Here is a 25,469-nt window from a genome sequence, read left to right as displayed (position 1 = left end):
CCGCACCACAGCGACCAGCCGATGTGCATCGACGGCATCGCCGCGTACTGGTTCGACATCTGTTTGAAGTTGCCCGAAGCCATCGAACCCCAGGTCTGGTGGACCATGACCGTGTCGATGAAGTTGCCGCCGTTCATCAGCCGGGGCGGAGCCAACGGATACAGGTAGTAACCGAGGAGCGCCACGGCCGTGGTCGCGAACAGGGCCAGACGGGCCGGTGCGTAGCGGCCCGGGTGACGGCGGAACAGCCAGATGAGCACACCGATGGTGACGACGAAGTGCAGGGTCGCGTAGTAGTAGTTCATCGACACGATCAGCCATGTCACCGAGTTGACCGCGTGGTTGACGGACTGCTCCACGGCGATGCCCATGAACCGTTCGACCGACCACAGCCAGTCGGCGTTGGACAGGGCCGCCGCCTTCTGTTCGGGGACGGCGTTGCGCACCAGCGAGTACAGCCAGTAACTGACCGCGATCAGCAGGATTTCGAACCAGATGCGTGGCCGCCGGGGCGACCGTGGGGAGCGAAGGCCTGCCAGACCGCGGTCGAGCAGTCTGCCGATCCGGTTTCCGTCGCGGTTCTGCTTCGTATTCGCCTCGGGGGCCGCCTCGTTCACGATGGGTGACGGGGTGGCCTCCGTGCGGCCTTCCTGTGGTTTCACGCTCAATTCACCCATAGGCACAGAGTCTGCCAGATTTGCCCCCTCTCACCGATGATCCTCCGGCGGGGAGCGGGTTGCACGTCCTGCGGGTTACGAACGTGCGTGGGACCCTGGAACAGCCGGAGCACCCGAGGTCGCGTCCGGGCCGGGTCCGGCGGCTGTCGAGCCGCGCACGACGAGCTCCGGCATGAAGACGAACTCGCTGTGCGGGGCGGGTGTGCCGCCGATCTCCTCCAAGAGCGTGCGCACCGCGGCCTGGCCCATCGCTGTCACCGGCTGCCGGATCGTGGTCAGCGGCGGATCGGTGAACGCTATGAGCGGGGAGTCGTCGTAGCCGACCACCGAGAGGTCGCGCGGGACGTCCCGGGAGAGCCGGCGGGCGGCGCGGATCGCGCCGAGCGCCATCATGTCGCTCGCGCACACCACCGCCGTGCAGCCGCGCTCCATCAGCGCCGAGGCCGCTGCCTGGCCGCCCTCCAGCGTGTACAGGGAGTGCTGGATCAGCTCCTCCACCTCGTCCGCCGTGAGGTTCAACTGCTCCTGCATCGTGGCGTGGAAGCCCTCGATCTTGCGGAGTACGGGGACGAAACGCTTCGGGCCGACCGCCAGGCCGATCCGGGTGTGGCCGAGCGACACCAGGTGTGTGACGGCGAGCCGCATGGCGGCCCGGTCGTCCGGTGAGATGAACGGCGCCTGCACCTTGGAGGAGAAGCCGTTGACCAGGACGAAGGGGACGCCCTGGGCGCGCAGTTGTTCGTAGCGCTGCATGTCGGCCGAGGTGTCGGCGTGCAGTCCGGAGACGAAGATGATGCCGGAGACGCCCCTGTCGACCAGCATCTCCGTGAGCTCGTCCTCGGTGGAACCGCCGGGCGTCTGGGTCGCCAGCACCGGGGTGTAGCCCTGTCGCGTCAGCGCCTGGCCGATGACCTGGGCGAGCGCCGGGAAGATGGGGTTCTCCAGCTCGGGCGTGATCAGGCCGACGAGTCCCGCACTGCGCCTGCGCAGACGTACCGGGCGTTCGTAGCCGAGGACGTCGAGCGCGGCAAGGACGGATTCGCGGGTGGTCGCGGCAACACCGGGCTTGCCGTTCAGTACACGGCTGACCGTCGCTTCGCTGACCCCCGCCTGAATTGCGATATCGGCAAGCCGTGCGGTCATGGGACTGGACTGTACCGGGCGTGGGTCGGATTGCCCACCATGGACAGGAATCGGGCGACAGCTCCCGCGCGGGCCCTCGCGCGCACGTGCAGGAGTGGATGCCCCCGCGGTCCGGCAGCAACGTCTTGCAAGGTCTTGCGGGGCGGGTCTGTCGGGTGCGATCAGATCGTCGCACTGCGGAATCAGGCGTGCTCACCCACTACTGCCAGGGATCGACGGCTCCCGTCAAGAGGCTTGACGGCAACCGTGAGGACACGCGAATGTAACGATCGCCGGAGCTTGCAGAAATCTTCCGCAAACTCTTTCGGCCGTCTTTCATCCTTGTTACGTTCACGTCGACCCGGCGCCGCGACGGAGCGGTACGGCAGTTGAAGGAGTTCAGATGCGACGTGGCATAACGGCCACCGCCCTGGTCGCGGCCCTGGCGCTCGCGGCGACCGCCTGCGGCAGCGATGACGACAGTTCCAACAGCACCTCCAAGGGCTCGGGCGAGCTCTCCGGCACCGTGACGTGGTGGGACACCTCCACCGCGGGCAGCGAGGACAAGGTCTTCAAGAAGATCGCCGAGGGTTTCGAGAAGGAGCACCCGAAGGTCGACGTCAAGTACGTCAACGTGCCCTTCGGTGACGCCCAGAACAAGTTCAAGAACGCGGCCCAGTCCGGCTCCGGCGCCCCCGACGTCATCCGCTCCGAGGTCGCCTGGACGCCCGAGTTCGCGGACCTCGGCTACCTCGCCCCGCTGGACGGCACCGCCGCCCTGGTGAAGCAGGACGACTTCCTGAAGCAGGCCGCCGCGTCCACCAAGTACAACGGCAAGACGTACGCGGTGCCGCAGGTCATCGACTCCATGGGCATCTTCTACAACAAGAAGATGTTCAAGGAGGCCGGCGTCGAGGTTCCGAAGTCGATCGACGAGCTGAAGACCGTCTCGAAGAAGATCAAGGAAAAGACCGGCAAGACCGGCTTCTACCTGCGCGGCGACGACGCGTACTGGTTCCTGTCCTTCCTGTACGGCGAGGGCGGCGACATGGTCAACGCCACCGACAAGTCCGTCACCATCGACGACGAGGCCGGCGTCAAGGCGATGAAGGTCGTCAAGGACCTCGTCGACTCCGGCGCCGCGAAGACCGACGCGACGGACGGCTGGGAGAACATGCAGTCGTCCTTCAAGGACGGCGACGTCGCGATGATGATCAACGGCCCGTGGGCCGTCGCCGACACGTACGCCGGCAAGGAGTTCAAGGACAAGGCGAACCTGGGCGTCGCCCCGGTCCCGGCCGGCTCCGCCGCGCAGGGCGCCCCGCAGGGCGGTCACAACCTGGCCGTCTACGCCGGTTCGAAGAACCTCGACGCCTCCTACGCCTTCGTCGACTACATGACCTCCGTCAAGACGCAGGCCCAGGTCACCAAGGAGCTCAACCTCCTGCCGACCCGCACCTCGGCCTACGCCGAGGAGGCCGTCGTCGACAACGAGATCGTCGGCTTCTTCAAGCCGGTCGTCGAGAGCGCCGTCGAGCGCCCCTGGATCCCCGAGACGGGCAGCCTCTTCGCCCCGCTCGTCACCGAGTACACCAAGGTCCTCACCGGCCAGACCTCCCCGGAGAAGGCCGTCAAGACGACCGGCGACTCCTACCGCAAGCTCCTCAAGGGCTGGAAGTAACTCAGGAAGGCAGGCCGGCTGATGGCTGTCCACACCAGCCAGTCGGTGGCGAAGGCCGCGGGCGACGACGTCGCCCGCGGCCGGAGCCGCGGTACTGGTAACCCCCCGCCGCCGGGCAGGCTCCGGCGGGCTCTGTCGACGCACTGGTACGCCTGGACGATGGTGGCCCCGGTCGTCGTCGTGATCGGCGTGATCATCGGGTACCCGCTGGTCCGCGGCATCTACCTGTCGCTGACCGACGCCAACGAGCGCAACGTCGCGCGGTCCATCGGTGTCAACCACATGCCCGCCACGTACGAGTTCGTGGGCCTGGACAACTACGCCGACGCGCTCACCGGTGACCAGTTCCTCGGCACGCTCGGGTGGACCCTGGTGTGGACGGTCTCCTGCGTGGCCATCACCTTCGCCCTCGGTATGGCGCTCGCCAACATCCTGAACCGCAGGATCGCCGGGCGCTCCGCCTACCGGATGGCCCTCATCCTGCCCTGGGCCATCCCCGGCTTCGTCTCCGTCTTCGCCTGGCGCTTCCTCTACAACGAGGACCGCGGGCTGCTCAACAAGATCCTCTCCGGCGGCGGCTTCGACGGCATCGCCTGGCTCGACGACCCCACCTGGGCGAAGGTCTCCGTCATCGCCGTCAACGTGTGGCTCGGCGTGCCGTTCATGATGGTCGCCCTCCTCGGCGGCCTGCAGTCCATCCCCAGTGAGCACTACGAAGCCGCGGAGATGGACGGCGCCACCGCCTGGCAGCGCTTCCGCCACATCACGCTTCCCGGACTGCGGCCGGTCTCCACGACCGTGATCCTGCTGTCCACCATCTGGACCTTCAACATGTTCCCGGTGATCTTCCTGCTGACCCGCGGCGGACCCGGTGACGCCACCCAGATCCTGGTGACGCAGGCGTACAAGTTCTCCTTCGAGATCAGCCCGCGCGACTTCGCGCAGTCCTCCACGTGGGGCGTGCTGATCCTCGTACTCCTGCTGCTCTTCGCCGCCGTGTACCGGCGAGTCCTCCGCACCCAGGGAGACGACTGGTGACCACCACCGCACCCACCACCGCCGCGCGGCACTCCGCGCCCAAGGTCCGGATGCGCGGGGAGCGTTCACCGCTGGCCTCCACCGCGCTGCACCTGACGCTGATCGTCGCGTCCGTGATCGCCGTCTTCCCGGTGCTCTGGATCCTGCTCACCTCGCTGAAGCCCGCCGCCTTCGCGACCACCACGGACTTCTTCAAAGAGACGACGTTCGAGAACTACACGAACCTGCTCCAGAACACGAAGTTCCTGACCTGGTTCGGCAACTCGGTGGTCGTCGCGGGACTCACCACGCTCCTCGGCGTCATCGTCTCCGCCTCCACCGGCTACGCCGTCAGCCGCTTCCGCTTCCCCGGCAAGCGCGGACTGATGTGGACGCTGCTGATCACCCAGATGTTCCCGGTCGCCGTCCTCATCGTGCCGATCTACAACATCATGGCCGGCATGGGGCTGCTCAACCAGCCGGCCGGTCTGGTCATCACCTACCTCACCATCTCGGTGCCGTTCTGCGCCTGGATGATGAAGGGCTTCTTCGACACCATCCCGCGCGAGATCGACGAGTCGGGCCAGGTCGACGGCCTCACCCCGTTCGGCACGTTCTGGCGGCTTATCCTGCCGCTGGCCAAGCCGGGCCTCGCCGTCACCGCGTTCTACTCCTTCATCACCGCCTGGGGCGAGGTGGCGTACGCCTCCGCGTTCATGGTCGGCGAGGACAACCTCACGCTCGCCGGCGGACTCCAGCTGTTCGTCAACCAGTACGGGGCCCAGTGGGGTCCGATGACCGCCGCGTCCGTGCTCATCGCGATACCCGCGGCCCTGGTCTTCCTGTTCGCGCAGAAGCATCTCGTCACCGGCATGTCCGCCGGAGCCGTCAAGGGCTGAGCGTCCCGACCGGCACGGCCGTACGACCCGCACGCACCAGTCACGGTGGCGCCGGCATCCCGACCCGGTCCCGGCGCCACCCCCCACCCAGACACCCCAGGGACGACATGACCCAGCACCTCGCTGCCCCCTCCACCGGCACGTCCGACGACGCCCCGGGCCACCGCACCGGCTGGTGGCAGGACGCGGTGATCTACCAGGTCTATCCGCGCAGCTTCGCCGACGGCAACGGCGACGGCATGGGCGATCTCGCAGGCGTCACCGCCCGGCTCCCGTACCTCAGGGACCTCGGCGTCGACGCGGTGTGGCTCAGCCCCTTCTACGCCTCCCCGCAGGCCGACGCGGGCTACGACGTCGCCGACTACCGGGCCATCGACCCCATGTTCGGCACCCTGCTGGACGCCGACGCCCTGATCCGGGACGCCCACGACCTCGGCCTGCGGATCATCGTCGACCTGGTGCCCAACCACTCCTCCGACCAGCACGAGTGGTTCAAGCGCGCGCTCGCCGAGGGCCCCGGCTCCGCCCTGCGCGACCGCTACCACTTCCGTGCCGGCAAGGGCGCGAACGGCGAACTCCCGCCCAACGACTGGGAGTCCATCTTCGGCGGCCCGGCCTGGACCCGGACCACCGACGCGGACGGTACGCCCGGCGAGTGGTACCTCCACCTCTTCGCGCCCGAGCAGCCCGACTTCAACTGGGAACACCCGGCGGTCGCCGACGAGTTCCGCTCGATCCTGCGCTTCTGGCTCGACATGGGCGTCGACGGCTTCCGGGTCGACGTCGCACACGGTCTCGTCAAGGCCGAGGGCCTGCCCGACCTGGGCGCGCACGACCAGCTGAAGCTGCTCGGAAACGATGTCATGCCGTTCTTCGACCAGGACGGTGTGCACGAGATCTACCGCAGCTGGCGCACCATCCTGGACGAGTACCCCGATGCAATGGGGCCCGAAGGGCCTTCGTCAGAGGGGCGGCGGCGGGCGACGGGCGGGCGGATCGCGGTGGCCGAGGCCTGGACCCCGACCGTCGAGCGCACCGCCAACTACGTGCGCCCCGACGAGATGCACCAGGCCTTCAACTTCCAGTACCTGTCGACCGCCTGGGACGCCGCCGAGCTGCGCGCCGTCATCGACACCTCGCTGAACGCGATGCGTCCGGTCGGCGCCCCCACCACCTGGGTGCTCTCCAACCACGACGTCACCCGGCACGCGACCCGGTTCGCCAACCCGGCCGGCCTCGGCACCCAGATCCGTACCGCGGGCGACCGCGAGCTGGGCCTGCGCCGGGCCCGCGCGGCCAGCCTGCTGATGCTGGCGCTGCCCGGCTCCGCGTACGTCTACCAGGGCGAGGAGCTCGGCCTGCCCGACGTCACCGACCTGCCCGACGAGGCACGCCAGGACCCGTCGTTCTTCCGGGCCGAGGGCCAGGACGGCTTCCGCGACGGCTGCCGCGTGCCGATCCCGTGGACCCGCGAGGGCAGCTCGTACGGCTTCGGCGACGGCGGCAGCTGGCTGCCGCAGCCCGCAGGCTGGGGCGAGCTGAGCATCGAGGCCCAGACCGGCGCGTCCGGCTCCACCCTGGAGCTGTACCGGGCCGCGATCGCCGCCCGCCGGGTGCACCCCGGGCTCGGCGCGGGGACCGCGGTGGAGTGGCTGGACGGCCCCGAGGGCGTGCTGGTCTTCGCCCGTCCCGGCTTCGTCTGCACCGTCAACACCACGGGTGCCCCGGTCCGCATCCCCGTACGCGGCACCGTCCTGCTGTCGAGCAGCCCGGTCCGGGCCGACGGCGCCGAGATCGAGCTGCCGGCGGACACCACGGTGTGGTGGACGGTGTGACCGTCCCCCCGCCCAGGGCCGGCAGCGCGCTGAGGCTCTCGGACATCGCCGGCCAGGCGTCCGTCAGCGAGGCGACGGTCAGCCGGGTGCTCAACGGCAAGCCGGGCGTCGCGGACACCACGCGTCAGCGGGTGCTCGCGGCGCTCGACATCCTGGGCTACGAGCGCCCCGTAAGGCTGCGGCAGCGCAGCGCCGGGCTGATCGGACTGGTGACGCCCGAGCTCACCAACCCGATCTTCCCGGCGTTCGCGCAGTCCGTGGAACAGGTCCTGGCGGGCCACGGCTACACCCCGGTGCTCTGCACCCAGCTGCCCGGCGGCGCCACTGAGGACGAGCTCGTCGAGCAGCTCGTCGAACGCGGCGTCGGCGGCATCGTGTTCCTCTCCGGACTGCACGCCGACACCTCGGCCGACCCGGCGCGCTATGCCGCGCTGACCGACCGCGGCGTGCCGTTCGTGCTGATCAACGGCTACAACGAGCGGATCAGCGCCCCGTTCGTCTCGCCCGATGACAACGCTGCCGTGCGGATGGCCGTCGGGCACCTCGCCGAACTCGGCCACCGCCGGGTCGGACTGGCCATCGGGCCGCAGCGCTACGTGCCCTCCCGCCGCAAGCGGGACGGGTTCGTGGACGCCGCGGTCTCGCTGCTGGGCCTGGACCGCGCCGATGCCGAAACCCTGGTCTGCTCCACGCTGTTCAGCGTCGAGGGCGGTCAGGTGGCGGCCGGCGCGCTGCTCGACCAGGGCTGCACGGGCATCGTCTGCGGCAGCGACCTGATGGCGCTGGGCGTGGTGCGCGCCGCCCGGGACCGCGGGCTCGACGTGCCGCGTGACGTGTCCGTGGTCGGGTTCGACGACTCGCAGCTCATCGCGTTCACCGACCCGCCGCTGACCACGGTGCGCCAGCCCGTGCAGGCGATGGCGGCGGCCGCGGTGGGCGCGCTGCTGGAGGAGATCGCCGGAAGCCCCGTACAGCGCACGGAGTACGTGTTCCAGCCGGAGCTGGTGGTCCGGGGCTCGACGGCGGCGCTGCGCAGCGCCTGAAGCGACGCGTGAGCGGGGCCGGCTCCGGAGGGGGGAACCGGCCCCGCTTCCGCGTAGGGCGCGGGTGGCCGGGTGCGTCAGGTCAGCAGGGCGCGGGCGTGTTCGCGTGCCTCGCGCAGCCAGGAAGCGCGGGTCTCGTCGCAGGAGTCGGTGACCGTCCGGAAGACGACCCGGCGCACGTCGGTCACGCCCACGTACGGCAGGACACATGCCGACCAGATCCGGTCCAGCGGATCCCCGAACTCGCTCGCCTCCCGGTCGGCGGGAGTGTCGGAGGTGTTCAGGACGAGGGCCCGGCCGGCCTTCAGGAGCCCCCGCGGCTCCCCGTCCGAGGTGCCCAGTTTGTAGGCGACGCCGGGCACCAGCACGCGCTGCACCCATCCGGTGAGGACGGCCGGCGGCATACCCCACCAGTTGGGGTGGATGAACACCAGGGCGTCGAGCGTGGCCACCTCGGCCCGGTGCGAGGCCAGTTGTGCGTCCGGGGTGTCCGCGGCGGACCGGACCGTCTCCGTCTCGCCGGCGGTCAGCCCGGGCGCGAATCCCTCCGCGCACAGATCGTGCGCCCGTACGTCGGAACCCCGGTCGCGGAGCTCCTGCGCCACGGCGTCGAACACCGCGTGGTTGAAGCTTCCGGGCCGCGGATGGGCGAGGTAGACCCCGGTACGTGACATGCCGTTTCCCCCATGGTGTCCTGCGTGGTCATCAGCCGCGGGGGGCGTGGAGCAGCCCCCGCTCGGTGCCCATCATGACAAGTGAGGTGCCGCCGGGGGGCGGGGCCGCCGTCACGCACACGAGGGGCACCGGGAGTCGACCCGGGCGGGTCGGCGGGGAGTGTGACTCCCGGTGCCCCTCGTACGTGACCGGTCCGGCCGGCCGGGCGCGTGGGGCCCGTGGGTGACGGGACCCCCGGCCGACCGGACCGGAGTCGGGAGAAAGGTAACAGTGCTGCAATGTCTTGCGTAAGTCCTTGCAGGAAGGAATCGCCAGTATTTCGTGGATGTGAGCAGCTCGTGTTCAAAGGGTTGACCGGAACCTGGCGGGCTCGTACGGTCTCCCCGCGGCAAGGTTTGCATTCTTGCAGCAAGAACATTCAGGAGCCTTGAGGGCAGGGCGCGTTGCCGTATGAGGCTGCACCTCACCCGCATTTCCCCCACCGCAGGAGGAAACAATGGCCAGCAGACCCCTGTCTGCCGCGCTCGCACTGATAGCGGGCGCCGCCGCCCTCGTGGTCCCCGCCACGAACGCGCAGGCCTCCGCCCCGGGTACCAAGGACGTCACCGCCGTCCTCTTCGAGTGGAAGTTCGACTCCGTTGCCAAGGCGTGCACGGACTCCCTCGGCCCGGCCGGCTACGGCTTCGTACAGGTCTCGCCGCCCCAGGAGCACATCCAGGGCGGGCAGTGGTGGACCTCGTACCAGCCGGTCAGCTACAGGATCGCCGGACGGCTCGGTGACCGCACCTCGTTCGCCAACATGGTCAGCACCTGCCACAGCGCGGGCGTCAAGGTCGTGGCCGACTCCGTCATCAACCACATGTCGTCCGGCTCCGGCACGGGCACCGGCGGGTCCTCGTACAGCAAGTACGACTACCCGGGGCTCTACTCGGTGAACGACATGAACGACTGCCAGTCGAACATCAACAACTACGGCGACCGCGCCAACGTCCAGAACTGCGAACTCGTGGGCCTCGCCGACCTGGACACCGGTGAGGACTACGTCCGCGGCAAGATCGCCGGATACCTCAACGACCTGCTCTCGCTCGGCGTAGACGGCTTCCGCATCGACGCGGCCAAGCACATGCCGGCCGCCGACCTCGCCAACATCAAGTCCCGGCTGACCAACTCCGGCGCCTACTGGAAGCAGGAGGCGATCTACGGAGCCGGCGAGGCCGTCTCGCCCGACGAGTACGCCGGCACCGGCGACGTCCAGGAGTTCCGCTACGCCCGCAGCCTCAAGCAGGTCTTCAACAACGAGAACCTCGCCAACCTGAAGAACTTCGGCGAGGGCTGGGGCTTCATGTCCTCCTCGAAGGCCGCGGTGTTCGTCGACAACCACGACACCGAGCGCAACGGCGAGACACTGAACTACAAGAACGGCGCCAACTACACCCTCGCCAGCGTGTTCATGCTGGCCTGGCCCTACGGCTCGCCCGACGTCCACTCCGGCTACGAATGGTCCGACAAGGACGCCGGTCCGCCCAGCGGCGGCGCGGTGAACGCCTGCTTCAGCGACGGTTGGAAGTGCCAGCACGCCTGGCGCGAGATCTCCTCCATGGTCGGCTTCCGCAACACCGCGCGCGGCGAGGCCGTCACCAACTGGTGGGACAACGGCGGTGACCAGATCGCCTTCGGCCGCGGCTCCAAGGCGTACGTCGCGATCAACCACGAGGGCTCCTCGCTGACCCGGACGTTCCAGACCTCGCTGCCCGCCGGCGACTACTGCGACATCCAGTCCGGCAACGGCGTCACGGTCAACGGCTCCGGCCAGTTCACCGCCACGCTCGGCGCCAACACCGCCCTCGCGCTCCAGACGGGCGCCCGCACCTGCACCGGCGGCGGCACCGACCCGACGGATCCGACGGACCCGACCGACCCCGGCACGGGCACGTCCGGCGCCTCCTTCGGCGTCAACGCCACCACCCAGCTCGGCCAGAACATCTACGTCACCGGCAACCAGTCCGCCCTCGGCAGCTGGAACCCGGCGTCCGCGCTGAAGCTGGACCCGGCCACGTATCCCGTCTGGAAGCTCGATGTGAGCCTGCCCGCCGGCACGTCGTTCGAGTACAAGTACGTCCGCAAGGACGCGAGCGGCAACGTCACCTGGGAGAGCGGTGCCAACCGCACGGCCACGGTGCCGTCCTCCGGCAAGGTCACCCTGACCGCGGATGTCTGGCGGAGCTGAGGTCTCTCCGTGAGCGGCGCGGTCTCCGGCCGCGCCGTGTCCTCAATCGCCGGACGGGCTGAATCCCGCCCGTCCGGCCCCATACCCGTACACCCCTTCGAGGAGAGCCCGAGTGATACGTCCGTCCCCGCGCGTGCCCGCGAGAAGAACGGCCGTCGCCGTTGTCGCGGCCGCCCTGTGCGCGGCCCTCGTGCCCGCGCTGCCCGCCGCCGCGGCCAGGCCGCCCGCCGCGCCCTCGGACGCCGAGCTGGCGGCTCAGCCCGCGCGCCAGGACCTGACCCGCGAGCAGTTCTACTTCGTCATGCCCGACCGCTTCGCCAACGGCGACACCGGCAACGACAGGGGCGGGCTGACCGGCTCGCGGCTGGAGACCGGGTACGACCCCACCGACAAGGGGTTCTACCAGGGCGGCGACCTCAAGGGGATGACCAGCCGCCTCGACTACATCAAGGGGCTCGGCACCACCGCCATCTGGCTCGCTCCGATCTTCAAGAACCGCCCCGTCCAGGGCACCGGCAAGGACGCGTCGGCCGGCTACCACGGCTACTGGATCACCGACTTCACCCAGGTCGACCCGCACTTCGGGACCAACGCCGACCTGACGAAGCTGATCGAACAGGCCCACCGCAAGGGCATGAAGGTCTTCTTCGACGTCATCACCAACCACACCGCCGACACCGTCGACTACGCCGAGAAGACCTACGGCTACAAGCCCAAGGGCGCCTACCCGTACCTCGACCGGAACGGCCGGCCCTTCGACGACGCCGCCGGCATGGCGAAGACGGACGCGGACTCCTTCCCGTACAAGCCGGTCACCACCGGCGGCAAGACGCCGTCCTGGCTCAACGACCCGACGATGTACCACAACCGCGGTGACTCGACCTACGCCGGCGAGTCCACCACGTACGGCGACTTCTCCGGGCTCGACGACCTGTGGACCGAGCGGCCCGAGGTCGTCTCCGGCATGGAGAAGATCTACGAGAAGTGGGTCCGCGACTTCGACATCGACGGCTTCCGGATCGACACCGTCAAGCACGTCGACATGGACTTCTGGACCCAGTGGGCGACCGCGCTCGACACCTATGCGGCCCGGCACGGCCGCAAGGACTTCTTCATGTTCGGCGAGGTCTACTCCGCCGACACCGCGATCACCTCGCCCTACGTCACCCAGGGGCGGCTCGACGCGACGCTCGACTTCCCCTTCCAGGAAGCGGCCCGCCAGTACGCCTCGCAGGGCGCCCCGGCCTCGAAGCTCGCCGCCGTCTTCGGCGACGACTACCGGTACACCACCGACAAGGCCAACGCCTACGAGCAGGTGAAGTTCCTCGGCAACCACGACATGGGCCGGATCGGGACCTTCCTGAAGCAGGACAACCCGAAGGCCGATGACGCGGAGCTGGTCAAGCGCGCCGAGCTCGCCAACGAGCTGATGTTCCTCAGCCGCGGCAACCCCGTCGTCTACTACGGCGACGAGCAGGGCTTCACGGGCGCCGGCGGCGACAAGGATGCCCGGCAGACCCTGTTCGCCTCGCAGACCGCGGACTACCTCGACGACGACGAGCTGGGCACGGACCGCACGCACGCCTCCGACGCGTACGACACCACGCACCCGCTCTACCGGTCCATCGCCGCGCTCTCCGAGCTGACCGCGAAGAACCCGGCGCTGCGCGACGGCGTCCAGACCGAGCGCTACGCCGAGGGCTCCGTCTATGCCTTCTCCCGTACGGACCCCGAGCGCGGCAACGAGTACGTCGTCGCCACGAACAACGGCACCGCGGCGAAGACAGTCGAGCTGTCCACCGAGTCCGCCGGCATGGACTTCCGTACGCTGTACGGCGGATCCGGCACCGTCCGCAGCGGCGCCGACAAGAAGATCACCGTCACCGTCCCGGCGCTGTCCAGCATCGTGCTCCGCGCCACGAAGACGCTGACCGCCCCCGCGGCCAAGCCCTCCATCACGCTGAAGGCACCGGCCGCCGGCGCCACCGGCACCGTCGAGCTCACCGCGGACGTCGACGGCGGCTCCCTCAACCGGGTCGTCTTCGCCGCCCAGACCGGCAACGGCAAGTGGACCACCCTCGGCACCGCCGACCACGCCCCGTACAAGGTCACCCAGACCATCGGTGACAGGACGGCCGCCGGAACACCGCTGCGCTACAAGGCCGTCGTCGTCGACCGCACCGGCCGCACCGCGAGCGCGCTCGCCGCGTCGGCCGCCGGACAGGCACCCGCCCCGGCGAAGCCGGTCGCCGTCGAACGCGACTACGCCGTCGTCCACTACAAGCGCGCGGACGGCGACTACGACGGACGGCAGGTCAGGTCCGGCGACACCACCGCCGCCTTCACCGGGCGGGACGCCTACGGCGCCTTCGCCTGGATCAAGGTGCCGGAGGGCGCCTCCTCGGTCCCGTACACCGTCGAGAAGTCCGGTACGGCCGAGGGGCCCGAGCGCACCGTCGACCTCGCGAAGACCGGACAGGTCTGGATCGAACAGGGCAAGGACGGCCAGGCCGACACCGCCCCCGACGGCGCCTACCCCGCCCCGGACACCACCAAGGCCGTCCTGCACTACTACCGCGCCGACGGCGACTACGACGGCTGGGGCCTGCACACCTGGACCGGCGCCAAGGAACCGACCGACTGGTCCAAGCCTCTCCAGCCGGTGAAGAAGGACGCCTCCGGCGTCACCTTCGAGGTCCCGCTCGCCGACGGGGCCACCTCGCTCAGCTACATCCTGCACCGCGGCGACGAGAAGGACCTGCCCAGCGACCAGTCGCTCGACATCGCGAGCTACGGCCACGAGGTCTGGATGCTCGGCGGCACGGCCGGCTACCTGCTCCCGCAGACCGGCGGCGTGCCCACCCCCGACCTCACCAAGGCCGAGGCGCAGTGGATCGACTCCGACACCGTCGTCTGGAAGGTGAAGGCCACCGAGGCCACCAGCCAGCAGCTCGTCCACGCATCGAGCGGCGGCATCTCCGTCGTCGACGGCGCACTCTCCGACGAGGGCCAGTGGCTGCGGCTCAGCCCGTCCGCACTGACCGACGCACAGAAGGCGAAGTACCCGCACCTCAAGGACTACCCCGCCTTCGCCATCGACACCCGTGACCGGGACAGGGTCCGCGAGGCCCTGCGCGGCCAGCTGATCGCCACCCAGCGCGCCGCCAACGGCGCCCTGCTCGCCGCCACCGGAGTCCAGAGCGCCGGCGTGCTCGACGACCTGTACGGGACGAAGGCGAGCAGCGCCTCGCTCGGGCCGGTCTTCCGGCACGGCACACCCACCCTGTCCGTCTGGGCACCCACCGCCCGCACCGTCTCCCTCGAACTCGACGGGAAGACCGTGCCGATGCGGCGCGACGACCGCACCGGCGTCTGGTCCGTCACCGGGAATCGCAGCTGGAACGGCAAGCCCTACCGCTACGCCGTGGACGTCTGGGCGCCCACCGTCCAGAAGCTCGTCACCAACAAGGTCACCGACCCCTACTCCACCGCCCTGACCACCGACTCCGCCCGGAGCCTCGTGGTCGACCTCGACGACAGCAAGCTCGCGCCCAAGGGCTGGAGCGGACTGCGCAAGCCTGCCGCCGTACCGCTGCGCGACGCGCAGATCCAGGAACTCCAGATCCGCGACTTCTCGATCGCGGACCCCACTTCCAAGCACCCCGGTGAGTACCTCGCCTTCACCGACACCCGCTCCGACGGGATGAAGCACCTCAAGGAACTCGCCGGCTCCGGCACCAACTACGTCCACCTGCTGCCCGCCTTCGACATCGGCACCATCCCCGAGAAGAAGAAGGACCAGCAGAAGCCGGCCTGCGACCTGTCCGTCTACGCCCCCGACTCCGAGGAGCAGCAGGCCTGCGTGGCGAAGGCCGCCGCGAAGGACGCCTTCAACTGGGGCTACGACCCGCTGCACTACACCGTCCCCGAGGGCAGCTACGCCTCCGACCCCGACGGCACCAAGCGCACGGTCGAGTTCCGGCAGATGGTGCAGGGCCTCAACGGCGCCGGTCTGCGGACCGTCATGGACGTCGTCTACAACCACACCGTCGCCTCCGGCCAGGACGACAAGTCCGTCCTCGACCGGATCGTGCCCGGCTACTACCAGCGCCTCCTGGAGGACGGCACCGTCGCCACCTCCACCTGCTGCGCCAACACCGCGCCCGAGAACACCATGATGGGCAAGCTCGTCGTCGACTCGGTCGTGACCTGGGCCAAGGAGTACAAGGTCGACGGCTTCCGCTTCGACCTGATGGGCCACCACCCCAAGGCCAACATCCTGGCCGTCCGCAAGGCGCTCGACGCGCTGACCGTGGCCGAGGACGGCGTCGACGGCAAGAAGATCATCCTCTACGGGGAGGGCTGGAACTTCGGCGAGATCGCCGACGACGCCCGCTTCGTCCAGGCCACGCAGAAGAACATGGCCGGCACCGGCATCGCCACCTTCTCCGACCGGGCCCGCGACGCAGTGCGCGGCGGCTCCCCGTTCGACGAGGACCCCGGTGTGCAGGGATTCGCCTCCGGCCTCTACACCGACCCCAACACCTCCACGAGCAACGGCACCGAGGCCGAGCAGAAGGCCCGGCTGCTCCACTACCAGGACCTGATCAAGGTCGGACTCACCGGCAGCCTCGCCGACTACACCTTCACCGACACCACCGGCGCCACGGTCAAGGGTTCGGGCGTCGACTACAACGGAGCCCCGGCCGGATACGCCGCCGCCCCCGGTGACGCCCTCGCCTACTCCGACGCCCACGACAACGAGACGCTGTACGACACCCTCGCCTTCAAGCTCCCGGCGGGCACCTCGGCAGCCGACCGGGCCCGTATGCAGGTCCTCGCCATGGCGACGTCCACCCTCTCCCAGGGCCCCTCGCTCTCCCAGGCCGGCACGGACCTGCTGCGCTCCAAGTCGCTGGACCGCAACTCCTTCGACAGCGGCGACTGGTTCAACGCCCTGCACTGGGACTGCCGCGCGGGCAACGGCTTCGGCCGCGGACTGCCGCCCGCCGCGGACAACCGGGCCAAGTGGTCCTACGCCAAGCCGCTGCTCGCCAACGCGGCGATCAGCCCCGGCTGCGCACAGATCAACGGTGCCTCGTCCGCGTACCAGGACCTCCTCACCATCCGTGCCACGGAGAAGGACTTCGACCTCTCCACCGCCGGACAGGTGCAGTCCACGCTCTCCTTCCCGCTCTCCGGCAAGGACGAGACGCCCGGCGTGATCACCATGCGGCTCGGCAAGCTGGTCGTCGTCCTCAACGCGGCACCCGGCGCCACCACCCAGAAGGTCGCCTCTCTGGCGGGCAAGAACTACGCCCTGCACCCCGTCCAGGCGGCGGGCGCGGATCTTACCGTCAAGAGGTCCGCATACGAGAGGAGTTCGGGAAGCTTCACCGTTCCGGGACGCACGGTGGCGGTGTTCTCGCTGCGCTGACCCGCATCGGGTCTACCGTGTGGGCAGCCGCCGGGCAGTGCCTCAGCGCTCCACTCCCGGCGTGCCCTCCCACTCCACCCGGCCGGTCCCGGCCCCTTCTCCCGTACGGCACCGCCGCCGATCGTCCGACGGTGCCGTACGGGGGCGCAGGGGGCCGGGACCGGCCGCTCCACCTGGTCAGCGACGGTGACGATGGCGAGCAGCATTCCCGAGGGGACCACGAGCCCCGCCGGACTCGAGACGGAACTCGACCGGATCGAACACGCCCTCGCCACGGGCCGGCTGACCACCCTCACCGGCACCGGCGGAGCCGGCCGGACCCTGCTGGCGATCCATGCGGCCGGGCGCGTGCGGTCCCTGTACCGCGACGGCGTCCGATGGGCCGACCTCGCCCCGGTCCATGACGACGAGCTGCTCCTCGCCACCGTCTGTGAAGCGGTCGGACTGGGCGGCCGCACACGGCGGGGGCCCGTCGAGGCGCTGGTCGAGGTGGTGTGCGAAGGGCTCGCCGAGATGCACCTCCTGCTCGTCCTGGACTCCTGCGAACACGTGCGCCCCGGCTGTGCGCACCTCCTCGGGGAGATCCTCACGACCTCTCCCGGGCTGACCGTCCTCGCCACGAGCGGACAGCCCCTGGGTGTCAGGGGTGAGCAGTGCGTCGGCGTCCTCGGAGCCGGCGCGGACCCCGGGCCCGGCCCTCGCCCTCCTCGGTGAACCGCCCACATAGTGATTCCCGCTTGTGCGCCCTCCCGGCGAGCGCAAGGCTGGGGCCGACCACCGTCCCACGCCCGCTCAGGAGCCCGTCATGCCCCAGATCACCGTCGACTACTCCGCCGAACTCGACGACACCTTCGACCGTTCAGGCTTCGCGGGCTCCCTGCACCCGCTGATCGCCGAGACGGTCACCACGAAGATCGCCGCCTGCAAGACCCGCTTCCGCCGGGTCGAGGAGACCGTGGTCGCGGACGCGCCCAGCGGCGACGCGATCGTGCACATCGACATCGCGCTGCTGCCCGGCCGCACCCCCGAGATCCGGGCACAGCTCACGGAGTCCGTACTGGAGCTGCTGGCCGCCCACATCCGGCCGGCCGAAGGGCTGGCCCTCCACCTCTCGGCCGAGACCCGCGACCTCGACCCCTCCTACCGCAAGATCTGAGGTCCTCCCGCAGCCGCAGCCGCAGCCGCAGCCGCAGCCGCTGTCCTACCGGAGCCGCTGCGGAGGCACGGCCGGCACGGCGGGCGCCAGCGAGGAGAGCCGCACCAGCAGCTCTCCGAACGGCCCGTCCGCCGGCTCCTGCGCGAGGACCCGCAGCACGACGCCGGCCATCTCCTCGTTGTACGCCGCGCTCACGGCGGCCAGCGCGGCGAAGTCGTGCACCAGCTGCAACTCCAGCTCCGCACGCGGGATGCGCCGTCCGTCCAGCCACATCAGGGCCGTCGACTCGGCGAGCGAGACCCAGGACCTGACGACCAGCTCCAGCCGGGCCGGCGGCTCCTCGACGCCCAAGTGGGCCAGGATCTGCTCGCAGGCCGCCTGGCGCACCCCGTCGACCATCGCGTTCGCAGTCGAGGAACCCACCGCGGGGCCGCCCCGCATGAGGGCCGCGAACCCGGGCCCGTGGTCGTCGACGAAGTCGAAGAACCGCCCCATGACCCGCAACAGCCGTGCGCCCAAGGGCCCTTCGCGCGGCTCCAGGAACCGGGCCGCCAACTCGTCCGCCGCCCGCCGCAACGCCGCCTCGTACAGGCTCTGCTTGCCCGGGAAGTAGTGGTACACCAGCGGCCGGGAGATCCCGGCGGCAGCGGCGATCTCGTCGATCGACACCTCGTCCGGGGACCGGTGACTGAACAACTCCAGCGCGACGCCGATCAGCTGCTGCCTGCGCTCCTCGACGCCCATCCTGCGCCGTACCCCGGTCGTCATGGAGAACAGGGTACCGACCGGCACGGTCTTCGAACGAGAGGCCCTACAGGTCCAGTACCAGCCGTCCGCCGCGGCAGCGTGACACACAGATCAGCATCGACTCGCTCCGCTCCGCGTCCGTCAGCAGGTCGTCCCGGTGCTCGACCTCGCCCTCCACGACCCGCTGCTGGCACGTTCCGCAGAAGCCCTGCTCGCAGGAGTACGTGACGTGCGGCAGCTCGGCACGCACGGCGGAGAGCACCGACTGGCCTGCCGCCACCGGCACGGTGCGGCCCGAGCGGCGCAGCTCCACCTCGAACGGCTCCGACCCCGCGGCGTCCGCCCCCGGCGCGGAGAACCGCTCCAGGTGCAGGGTGCGGCCCGGCGGGAGCGCGGCCGCGACCGCGTCCATCAAGGGCTCCGGACCGCAGCAGTGGACCGCCGTGCCCTCGGCCGTGTCCGCGAGGGCCGCCGCGATGTCCGGGTGGCCCGCCTCGTCCTGCGGGACGACCGTGACCCGGTCGCCGTCGGCGCCCAGCTTCTCGATCTCCGCCAGGAACGGCATCGTCGACCGGCTGCGTCCCCCGTACAGCAGCCGCCAGTCGGCACCCGAAGCGGCCAGCGCGCGCACCATCGGCAGGACCGGTGTGATGCCGATGCCGCCGGCGACGAAGACGTAGGAGGGGGCGTCGGCCAGCGGGAAGCGGTTGCGCGGGCCCCGGACCTCGACCTCCCGGCCCTCGTGGAGCAGGGCGTGCACCTCGCGCGAGCCGCCCCGGCCGTCCTCGGCCAGCCGGGCCGCCACGGTGTACGTGGCGCGGTCGGCCGGGTCGCCGCACAGGGAGTACTGGCGGACCAGCCCGGACGGCAGCACCAGGTCCAGATGGGCGCCGGGCTGCCAGGGCGGCAGGTCCGGGCCCTCCAGCCGGAGCTGCACGACCCCGTCCGCGGGGGTGGTCCGCTCGGTGACCAGCAGCCGCCGGCCGGTGGTGGAACGGCGCTGCGCCCGGCCGGACACGGGCTCGTCCAGCGCGGGCAGCGGCCACAGCGGGGACTTCTCGATGCGGCGGCGCATCGCCCGCTTGGCGAGCAGCGCGGCGCCGGCCACCACGGCGACGGTACGCAGGCGGGGCAGGAGCAGGGGCATGGATCAGCCGGCTTCCGTCGTACGGGCCTCGGCCGCGACCGCGGCGGGCGAATGGGCGAGATAGTCGACGGCCTGCGCCGTGCTGCCCTCCTGCGAGGGGTGGTACGTACGGCTCAGATAGCGCGGGATGGACCGCAGCATCGAGGGGGTGCTCGGCAGGGTGCCCTGTCGGCCGCTTCGGTAGAACCGGCCGAAGGAAGCCTTGCCGTCCAGCAGGCTCGGATCGTTCTCCATGAAGAACCGGGTGCCGCGCTGCCAGAGGAAGAGCAGCGCGGAGAAGGCCGTCGCCCAGGTCCGTACCCGCCGCCGGTATCCGCCGTCGACATGCATGAACACGTCGAAGGCGACCGAGCGGTGCTCGACCTCCTCGGCGCCGTGCCAGCGCAGCAGATCCAGCATCGTGGGATCGGCGCCGCGCCGGTCCAGCTCGTCGGCGTTCAGGATCCAGTCGCCGAGGAACGCCGTGTAGTGCTCGATCGCCGCGATCGTCGCGACCCGCTCCATCAGCCACCACTTGCGCGCCCGGCCCGGTGGCAGCGTCCGGTCGCCGAGCAGCTTCTCGAAGAGCCAGTCGACCTGGGCGGTGTACGGGGTCGGGTCGAGGCCGAGGTCCTTCAGGTGCGGGAGCACGTCGTCGTGGGCCTGGGAGTGCATCGCCTCCTGGCCGATGAACCCGATGACGTCCTGGCGCAGCTGCTCGTCGTGGATGTACGGGAGCACCTGGCGGTAGACATGGATGAACCAGCGTTCCCCGGCCGGGAGCAGCAGATGGAGCACGTTGATGGTGTGCGTGGTGAACGGATCGCCCGGCACCCAGTGCAGGGGAGTCCTGTCCCAGGCGAAGGACACCCGACGGGCCTTGAGGTGGGCCCGCTCCGAGGCCACCGCCGCTGGCTGCGTGTTAGACATGTTGTCAATGTACTGAGGGGTAGGGCCGGGCAACAGGGGCGTGCACGCCATGAATTCCCGAGCCCTTCGCCGACCGGCCGCACAACCGCCGCGCCCCGGTGCTCAGCGCAGCGCCCCGGCCCGGCTGCCGTCCGCCAGCCGCCCGTTCAGCTGCGCCCGGTCGCCGGCCCCGGCCCGCACCGCGAGCAGCCGCCCCCGCACCCGGGCCGTCACCCCGCCGGACGTGGTCAGCGACGCGAACTGCCCACTGCCAGCCGCGAGTACGTACCACCGGCCGCCGCGCGACTTCCACAGCACGCCCGCCAGCACCTGGGGAGCGCGCGCCCCGCACTCCGGCGTGTTCTCGGCGCGCGCCGCGACCACCCCCGGCGGCCCGCTCCCCGACGACCGCCCGGACGGGGCCTGGAACTGGGCGAGGGTCCTGCTCCCGGTGCCCCGCCAGGTCTCCGCCCGGGTGCACACCCACTGGGCGGTGCCGTCCCCCTCGGGCAGCGGCTGCTTCGCGTACACCCATGAGTTCACCTCGCGCACCCCGTGCGCACGTACGGCCGGCAGCAGACAGGCGGTCCGTGCCCAGCTCGCGTACTCCGCGCGCCCCGAGACGTCGTGCGGCCGCGCCGGCGGGCCCGAGGTCAGCCGGGCCGGGGCGAGTTCACCGAGATCCGTCACCAGCCGCACCGCCCCGGCGTCGGCCAGCTCGACCGCGTACCAGGACCGGCAGCCGGGCGCGGTCGCCGGACCGGGCAGCGGGTCGGTCACCCCGTCGGGGGAGCGGTGCAGCGCGCGCGGCTCCCGGTCCGGCGCGAGCAGATCCCGTACCCGCACCCGCCGCACCCAGGGCGCCGTCAGATAGCGGACCGAGCCCCCCGCCCGCTCCACGACCAGGGCGCCCGCCGACGTCACGTCCGCCCCGTCGACCCGTGCGAAGTCGAGCGCCGCGCCCTTCGACGGATCGGCGTCACGGGGCTCCGCGTACCGCACGACACGCAGCCCGTCGTGGAACAGCACCACCGCGGACGGGCCGACCTCGCCCGCGTACAACAGCTGCGGCGCCCCCATCGGCGGCCCCGCCGGCGTCCCCGGCGTCGCCGACGTCCGCACACCGCCGCCCGGCCGCGCCCACACCCGCAGCGCCCGCCGCAGCAGCCGGGTGTCATCGGTACGGTCGCCCCGGGTGGGCCAGGCGGTGAAGTCGGTACGCGGCGAGCGCTGCCAGAACGCCGCCGGCACCCTTCGCAACGCCCCCGGATCCAGGGCCTCTTCGGCGGCCGGATTGCGCGCGTACAGGGGCGCGGACAGGGAGCCCCGGCTCCAGCCCTCACCCGGCAGGCCCAGCAGCGCCCCGCACACGAGCAGGGCGGCGAGACCGGCCAGCGCCGCCCGGAGGTATCTTCGGCGGCGCGCCAGATCAGGCGGACGGGCCTGGAGCGAGCAGGGGTCGAACTCGGGCGATGCCAGCAGCGCGTAAGCGGCCGGCACCCCGTCCGCCTCCATCAGCGCCGCGTGCGGGTCGGCCACCCCGGCATCGGACAGCACCCGCCGCACCTCGCAGTCCGCCAGCCCCTCCAGACCGCGCAGGACGAACGCGGCCCGAGCCGCCCCGCTCACCGCCGACAGCCGCTGCTCCAGGGCGAGTTCGTCGGCGCCACCGGAGTGCGGGAACAACCGGAGCCCCCACGTCAGCGGGAGGAGCGGCGGGAACTGGGCGCGGCGCGGCAGGTGCCGCAGACGCACCGGCCGCCCCGCCGCCAGCGCGTTCCGCAGCACCTGCCGCCGGACATAGGCGTACCCCGGATCGGCCGCCTCCGCGCGCCCCGGACGGCGCGGCAGCGGCACCGCACCGCCGCCCACGGGCCCGGCTCCGCGCGCCGCCTGGAGGGACCGCTGGGCCAGCGCGTGAGCCGTGAGGACGCGCCGGTCGCGGCTCAGCGAGTGCGGCAGGACGAGATAGCCGAGCCGGGCCAGCCGCGGGTAGTGCTCGACGAGCGCGGCCTCGGACTGCCCCGCATCGGCCCGGGCGGAGGCTGGCGGTACCTCTGACAGTGGACGCACGTTCAGCAGAACGAGCGAATCGTGCGATGGTCACTCCGGGAGCTGTGCGGGCCCGCCCCTCGCCCCCGAGCCCTTCTCGCGTTCGGCTGCCAGGACCCGGCCCGGAACGGCACGATGGCCGGATGGTGAAGCGGAACGGTACGCGAAGGGCGGCGCGGCACGCGTGGTGCGCCGCCGTCGTCGTGGGCCCGGTCCTGCTCGCGGGATGTGGCGGCGGCGGTGACGGGAACGACATCCCGCCGACCGCCACCGGCACACTGGAGGAACTCGCCGCACAGGCGCACTGCGAGCCGAAGCTCCAGACCGACGCGCAGGAGCTCCGGCAGGCCAACTGCGCAACGGCTGACGGGCGTTATGTGCTGGCCACGTTCGCGACCGACCGCGGCCAGCGGGAGTGGATCAACGAGGCCAACGACTACGGCGGCTCGTACCTGGTCGGCCGCAGGTGGGTCGCTGTCTCGGATGCCGCGGTGATCGCGGCACTGCGCGGCCGGCTCGGGGGGACGGTGGAGACTGCCTCGCCGCACCACTCGGGAAGCGGTGGCGACGGCGGGAACGAGGCAGGACACTCCGGTCACCCGGGGAGCTGACCGCGCAGGCGCTGCGGTGGCGAGGGGCGGTGCGGCGCATCGCTGTGGGGGTGGTTCCTCAGCGGCACTTGCGCCCGCCGTTGACGCAGCTCACCACCTTCCGCATCAGCTTGTCGTCGAAGACGTTGATGAAGTCACCGTGGTCGGTGACGGGTTTGTGCAGTTGCTCCGGGAAGGAGTCGACGGCGAACCCGGGGCCCGGAGGTACGTCGTAGACGATCCGCTGGACCAGCTGCGGAATGGCCCGGAAGCCGTTCGGGCACCTCCCGTCGTCCTGCGCGAACGCCACATGGGTGCGGTGGTTCGCGCTGTCGGTGTTCTGCCCGTCCCAGCAGCTCTGGAAGGCGAAGGAACGGACGACCTGGCTGTCCTCGGGGCAGATCGGGTACTTGTCCTTGAGCTGCCGGTCCTCGAATCCGGTGCAGCTCCAGGAGGCGTTGGCGTTCGCGTCGCCGTTGGTGAACGCCTTGGCGTCGCCGGTGATGATGCGCAGGAAGCGCGGCATGGCCCTGACCTTCCCGGTGGGGTTCCCGACGAACTTCAGCGTCACCTGGGACGGCGTTTGGATCTCCCCGGTGTTCTGGTCCTTGCCCCCGCCGTCGGCTTCGGCGTCGCTCTCCGCCGCCCCGTTCCGCAGGCGGAGCACCGGCCAGTAGTACGTGGACCGGTCGCCCTGGTTGCGGCAGGTGGTGTCGCCGGCCGCCAGGTCGTCGTCGCCGGAGAAGGCGTCCGTGGCCTGGTTGCCTACGTAGTCGTGCATGTGGTGGGCCCCGTTGGCGACACCGGGGGCGGCGATGACGTTGTCCGGATTGAACTTCCCGTTCTGGTTGCGCCCGCACTCGGTGGTGAAGGTGCCGCGCGAGGCGCCCCGGAGGCGGGCCGGCTTCTCGACGTTCGGCTGGACGGACCGGATGTCGACGAAGTCGGAGTCCTCGGGACCGTTGCCGCCCTGACCGGCGTCCTGGCCCTGGTCGTCGCCGCCTTCGCCTTCACCGCCGCCGTCCTCGCTGCCGTTGCCGGTGGAGCCGTCGTCCGTGGGCCGGTCCGTGGGCTGGTCCGTGGGCCCGGCCGTGGGTTCGTCCGCCTCGTCGTCCGCGCGCAGACTGCACGGGGCCAGCGAGCCGAGCCCATCCGGACGCTCCGCTCTGCGGCCGATCGCGGTCGCGATGCGGTCGATGCTGGCGGTGCGCCGGGCCTCCAGCGGGCCCAGCACGGCGTTCTGCGCGAGCTCCGGGTCGCGGGCCATCCTGTCCCGGCGGTCGGCGAACTCCCGGTAGGCGTCGGTGATCTGGGTGTCCATGGTGGCCAGTTCGCGGTCGACCTCCGCCCGGGCCGGGCCGGGGACCTCGGGGATCTCGTTGACCACTTCGGGGCAGTCGATGGTGGAGACCTGGCGGACCGGCTGCCAGTTCCGGTGGGAGGAGCCGGCCGCGCCCTCGCCCGCAGAGGCGTAGACGTTGACCGCGGCCAGCCCACCCCCGCCCAGGATCAGTGCGGCCGAGGCGATGATCGCCCGGTTGGCCAGGGTGGAGCGTTTCTTGCGCGATGTGCGTCCCATGGAACTCCTCGGACTCCTCAGGCTTCGCGGGGGAGAAGCGTGACGTCCCATACGGCGTCGGCGCGCGAACCGTTCAACGGGAGGCGGAATTCCTGACCGGGGCGGTAGACAAGTGTCAGGAGAACTCGGCCAGTTGAGGGTCGATCGGCGAGTCCGTCAGCCGGTTGGCCAGGGTCGACATGGTGTAGGTGCCGATGCCCAGGACCACCTCCAGCGCGTTGCGGTTGGTGTACCCGTGCGCCAGGAACGACCGCAGGGTGCGCTCGTCGACGGCCCCGCTCGTCGCGAGGACGGCCAGGGTGAACTGCCGCACCGCTTCGAGCCGTTCGTCCGGCAGCGGCGTCCCGTCGCGCAGAGCGGCGATGATGCCCGTGTCGGCACCGAGAGCGGTGAGCCGTGCGGTGTGCATGGCCACGCAGAGGTGGCAGCCGTTGCGGGCGGCCACCGTCATGATCAGGGTCTCCCGGGAAAGCGGGTCCAGGGTCGTCGACTCGAAGAGCGCGCTCATCTTCAGGAAGCCGCCGAGAAGCTCCGGGGACGAGGCGAGCCGGGTCACGGCGACAGGCAGGTAGCCCTGCTTCTGCGCCACGGCCGTCATGGTGGAGCGGGCGGCGGCGGGAGCGGACTCAAGGGTGTGGTCGGGGAAAACCGTGGCGGACATGGAAGACCTCTCGCGATAAACTCGACAACGTGATTG

Annotated in this window: 19 protein-coding genes; 10 read left to right on the top strand and 9 right to left on the bottom strand. The window is 70.8% G+C overall.

Going from position 1 to position 25,469, the window contains the following annotated elements:
* Together JGS39_RS07925 and JGS39_RS07920 are read right to left on the bottom strand one after the other, a co-directional pair.
* Positions 1-617: phosphatase PAP2 family protein (locus tag JGS39_RS07925; protein ID WP_372456132.1), on the bottom strand; the 617-nt coding region annotated here is incomplete at its 3' end.
* Positions 618-752: 135 nt separating this feature from the next.
* The gene (locus tag JGS39_RS07920) at positions 753-1,820 is read right to left on the bottom strand and encodes a LacI family DNA-binding transcriptional regulator (protein ID WP_219568036.1); all 1,068 of its coding nucleotides are present in this window, start codon (positions 1,818-1,820) and stop codon (positions 753-755) included.
* Between the two features lie 382 nt (positions 1,821-2,202).
* On the opposite strand from JGS39_RS07920, the gene JGS39_RS07915 reads away from it, so the two are divergent.
* The 5 genes from JGS39_RS07915 to JGS39_RS07895 all read left to right on the top strand — a co-directional run bounded on the left by JGS39_RS07915 (position 2,203) and on the right by JGS39_RS07895 (position 8,274).
* Positions 2,203-3,480, top strand: coding sequence for an extracellular solute-binding protein (locus JGS39_RS07915; protein ID WP_219568035.1), 1,278 nt, complete (start codon positions 2,203-2,205; stop codon positions 3,478-3,480).
* 21 nt (positions 3,481-3,501) lie between these two features.
* The gene (locus JGS39_RS07910; RefSeq protein ID WP_219568034.1) at positions 3,502-4,518 is read left to right on the top strand and encodes a carbohydrate ABC transporter permease; all 1,017 of its coding nucleotides are present in this window, start codon (positions 3,502-3,504) and stop codon (positions 4,516-4,518) included.
* A 50-nt stretch (positions 4,519-4,568) separates the two neighbouring features.
* Positions 4,569-5,396: a sugar ABC transporter permease gene (locus tag JGS39_RS07905; RefSeq protein WP_236062856.1), complete on the top strand. Its 828-nt coding sequence runs from the start codon at positions 4,569-4,571 to the stop codon at positions 5,394-5,396.
* A gap of 107 nt (positions 5,397-5,503) precedes the next feature.
* Positions 5,504-7,231: a glycoside hydrolase family 13 protein gene (locus JGS39_RS07900; protein WP_219568032.1), complete on the top strand. Its 1,728-nt coding sequence runs from the start codon at positions 5,504-5,506 to the stop codon at positions 7,229-7,231.
* Positions 7,216-8,274, top strand: a complete 1,059-nt coding sequence (locus tag JGS39_RS07895) for a LacI family DNA-binding transcriptional regulator (RefSeq protein ID WP_219568031.1) — start codon at positions 7,216-7,218, stop codon at positions 8,272-8,274. Before JGS39_RS07900 ends, JGS39_RS07895 begins: the two co-directional genes overlap by 16 nt.
* Before the next feature lie 77 nt (positions 8,275-8,351).
* Here JGS39_RS07895 and JGS39_RS07890 read toward each other — a convergent pair whose 3' ends face one another.
* A complete protein-coding gene (locus JGS39_RS07890) occupies positions 8,352-8,948 on the bottom strand; it encodes an NAD(P)H-dependent oxidoreductase (protein WP_219568030.1) in 597 nt (198 codons plus the stop codon).
* Positions 8,949-9,445: 497 nt separating this feature from the next.
* On the opposite strand from JGS39_RS07890, the gene JGS39_RS07885 reads away from it, so the two are divergent.
* From JGS39_RS07885 to JGS39_RS07870, 4 genes are all read left to right on the top strand, one after another.
* Positions 9,446-11,176 (top strand): carbohydrate-binding module family 20 domain-containing protein, encoded by a 1,731-nt coding sequence (locus JGS39_RS07885; protein ID WP_219568029.1) that lies wholly within the window; start codon positions 9,446-9,448, stop codon positions 11,174-11,176.
* 112 nt (positions 11,177-11,288) lie between these two features.
* Positions 11,289-16,613, top strand: a complete 5,325-nt coding sequence (pulA, locus tag JGS39_RS07880; RefSeq protein ID WP_219568028.1) for a pullulanase-type alpha-1,6-glucosidase — start codon at positions 11,289-11,291, stop codon at positions 16,611-16,613.
* Positions 16,614-16,805: 192 nt separating this feature from the next.
* Positions 16,806-17,327, top strand: coding sequence for a hypothetical protein (locus JGS39_RS07875; RefSeq protein ID WP_236062835.1), 522 nt, complete (start codon positions 16,806-16,808; stop codon positions 17,325-17,327).
* A 91-nt stretch (positions 17,328-17,418) separates the two neighbouring features.
* Positions 17,419-17,769 (top strand): 5-carboxymethyl-2-hydroxymuconate Delta-isomerase, encoded by a 351-nt coding sequence (locus tag JGS39_RS07870; RefSeq protein WP_219568027.1) that lies wholly within the window; start codon positions 17,419-17,421, stop codon positions 17,767-17,769.
* A gap of 45 nt (positions 17,770-17,814) precedes the next feature.
* Here JGS39_RS07870 and JGS39_RS07865 read toward each other — a convergent pair whose 3' ends face one another.
* From JGS39_RS07865 to JGS39_RS07850, 4 genes are all read right to left on the bottom strand, one after another.
* Complete coding sequence (locus tag JGS39_RS07865) at positions 17,815-18,537, bottom strand: TetR/AcrR family transcriptional regulator (RefSeq protein WP_219568026.1); 723 nt, start codon at positions 18,535-18,537, stop codon at positions 17,815-17,817.
* 43 nt (positions 18,538-18,580) lie between these two features.
* On the bottom strand, positions 18,581-19,657 hold the full coding sequence (locus JGS39_RS07860; RefSeq protein WP_219568043.1) for a PDR/VanB family oxidoreductase: 1,077 nt from the start codon (positions 19,655-19,657) through the stop codon (positions 18,581-18,583).
* A gap of 9 nt (positions 19,658-19,666) precedes the next feature.
* Positions 19,667-20,572, bottom strand: a complete 906-nt coding sequence (locus tag JGS39_RS07855) for a metal-dependent hydrolase (RefSeq protein ID WP_219568025.1) — start codon at positions 20,570-20,572, stop codon at positions 19,667-19,669.
* A 102-nt stretch (positions 20,573-20,674) separates the two neighbouring features.
* Positions 20,675-22,624, bottom strand: a complete 1,950-nt coding sequence (locus JGS39_RS07850) for a hypothetical protein (protein ID WP_219568024.1) — start codon at positions 22,622-22,624, stop codon at positions 20,675-20,677.
* A gap of 122 nt (positions 22,625-22,746) precedes the next feature.
* Between JGS39_RS07850 and JGS39_RS07845 the strand changes: the two genes are divergently transcribed.
* Entirely contained in the window at positions 22,747-23,214 is a 468-nt protein-coding gene (locus JGS39_RS07845; protein WP_219568023.1) for a hypothetical protein, read from the top strand.
* 58 nt (positions 23,215-23,272) lie between these two features.
* On the opposite strand, the gene JGS39_RS07840 is transcribed toward JGS39_RS07845, so the two are convergent.
* Positions 23,273-24,772, bottom strand: a complete 1,500-nt coding sequence (locus JGS39_RS07840; RefSeq protein ID WP_219568022.1) for a DUF1996 domain-containing protein — start codon at positions 24,770-24,772, stop codon at positions 23,273-23,275.
* 115 nt (positions 24,773-24,887) lie between these two features.
* On the bottom strand, positions 24,888-25,433 hold the full coding sequence (locus JGS39_RS07835; RefSeq protein ID WP_219568021.1) for a carboxymuconolactone decarboxylase family protein: 546 nt from the start codon (positions 25,431-25,433) through the stop codon (positions 24,888-24,890).
* Positions 25,434-25,469 lie beyond the last annotated feature (36 nt).

It is taken from the genome of Streptomyces poriferorum, assembly GCF_019399235.1.
GTDB lineage: Bacteria > Actinomycetota > Actinomycetes > Streptomycetales > Streptomycetaceae > Streptomyces > Streptomyces poriferorum.
The sequence above is the reverse complement of the archived record's forward strand: the minus strand, read 5'-3'. Positions and strand labels throughout refer to the sequence as shown.

Excerpts from the sequence above, each read along its gene's own strand:
- JGS39_RS07920 (WP_219568036.1), bottom strand. The coding sequence starts at position 1,820 with ATGACCGCACGGCTTGCCGATATCGCAATTCAGGCGGGGGTCAGCGAA.
- JGS39_RS07915 (WP_219568035.1), top strand. The coding sequence starts at position 2,203 with ATGCGACGTGGCATAACGGCCACCGCCCTGGTCGCGGCCCTGGCGCTC.
- JGS39_RS07910 (WP_219568034.1), top strand. The coding sequence starts at position 3,502 with ATGGCTGTCCACACCAGCCAGTCGGTGGCGAAGGCCGCGGGCGACGAC.
- JGS39_RS07905 (WP_236062856.1), top strand. The coding sequence starts at position 4,569 with ATGCGCGGGGAGCGTTCACCGCTGGCCTCCACCGCGCTGCACCTGACG.
- JGS39_RS07900 (WP_219568032.1), top strand. The coding sequence starts at position 5,504 with ATGACCCAGCACCTCGCTGCCCCCTCCACCGGCACGTCCGACGACGCC.
- JGS39_RS07890 (WP_219568030.1), bottom strand. The coding sequence starts at position 8,948 with ATGTCACGTACCGGGGTCTACCTCGCCCATCCGCGGCCCGGAAGCTTC.
- JGS39_RS07885 (WP_219568029.1), top strand. The coding sequence starts at position 9,446 with ATGGCCAGCAGACCCCTGTCTGCCGCGCTCGCACTGATAGCGGGCGCC.
- JGS39_RS07875 (WP_236062835.1), top strand. The coding sequence starts at position 16,806 with ATGGCGAGCAGCATTCCCGAGGGGACCACGAGCCCCGCCGGACTCGAG.
- JGS39_RS07870 (WP_219568027.1), top strand. The coding sequence starts at position 17,419 with ATGCCCCAGATCACCGTCGACTACTCCGCCGAACTCGACGACACCTTC.
- JGS39_RS07865 (WP_219568026.1), bottom strand. The coding sequence starts at position 18,537 with ATGACGACCGGGGTACGGCGCAGGATGGGCGTCGAGGAGCGCAGGCAG.
- JGS39_RS07855 (WP_219568025.1), bottom strand. The coding sequence starts at position 20,572 with ATGTCTAACACGCAGCCAGCGGCGGTGGCCTCGGAGCGGGCCCACCTC.
- JGS39_RS07845 (WP_219568023.1), top strand. The coding sequence starts at position 22,747 with ATGGTGAAGCGGAACGGTACGCGAAGGGCGGCGCGGCACGCGTGGTGC.
- JGS39_RS07840 (WP_219568022.1), bottom strand. The coding sequence starts at position 24,772 with ATGGGACGCACATCGCGCAAGAAACGCTCCACCCTGGCCAACCGGGCG.
- JGS39_RS07835 (WP_219568021.1), bottom strand. The coding sequence starts at position 25,433 with ATGTCCGCCACGGTTTTCCCCGACCACACCCTTGAGTCCGCTCCCGCC.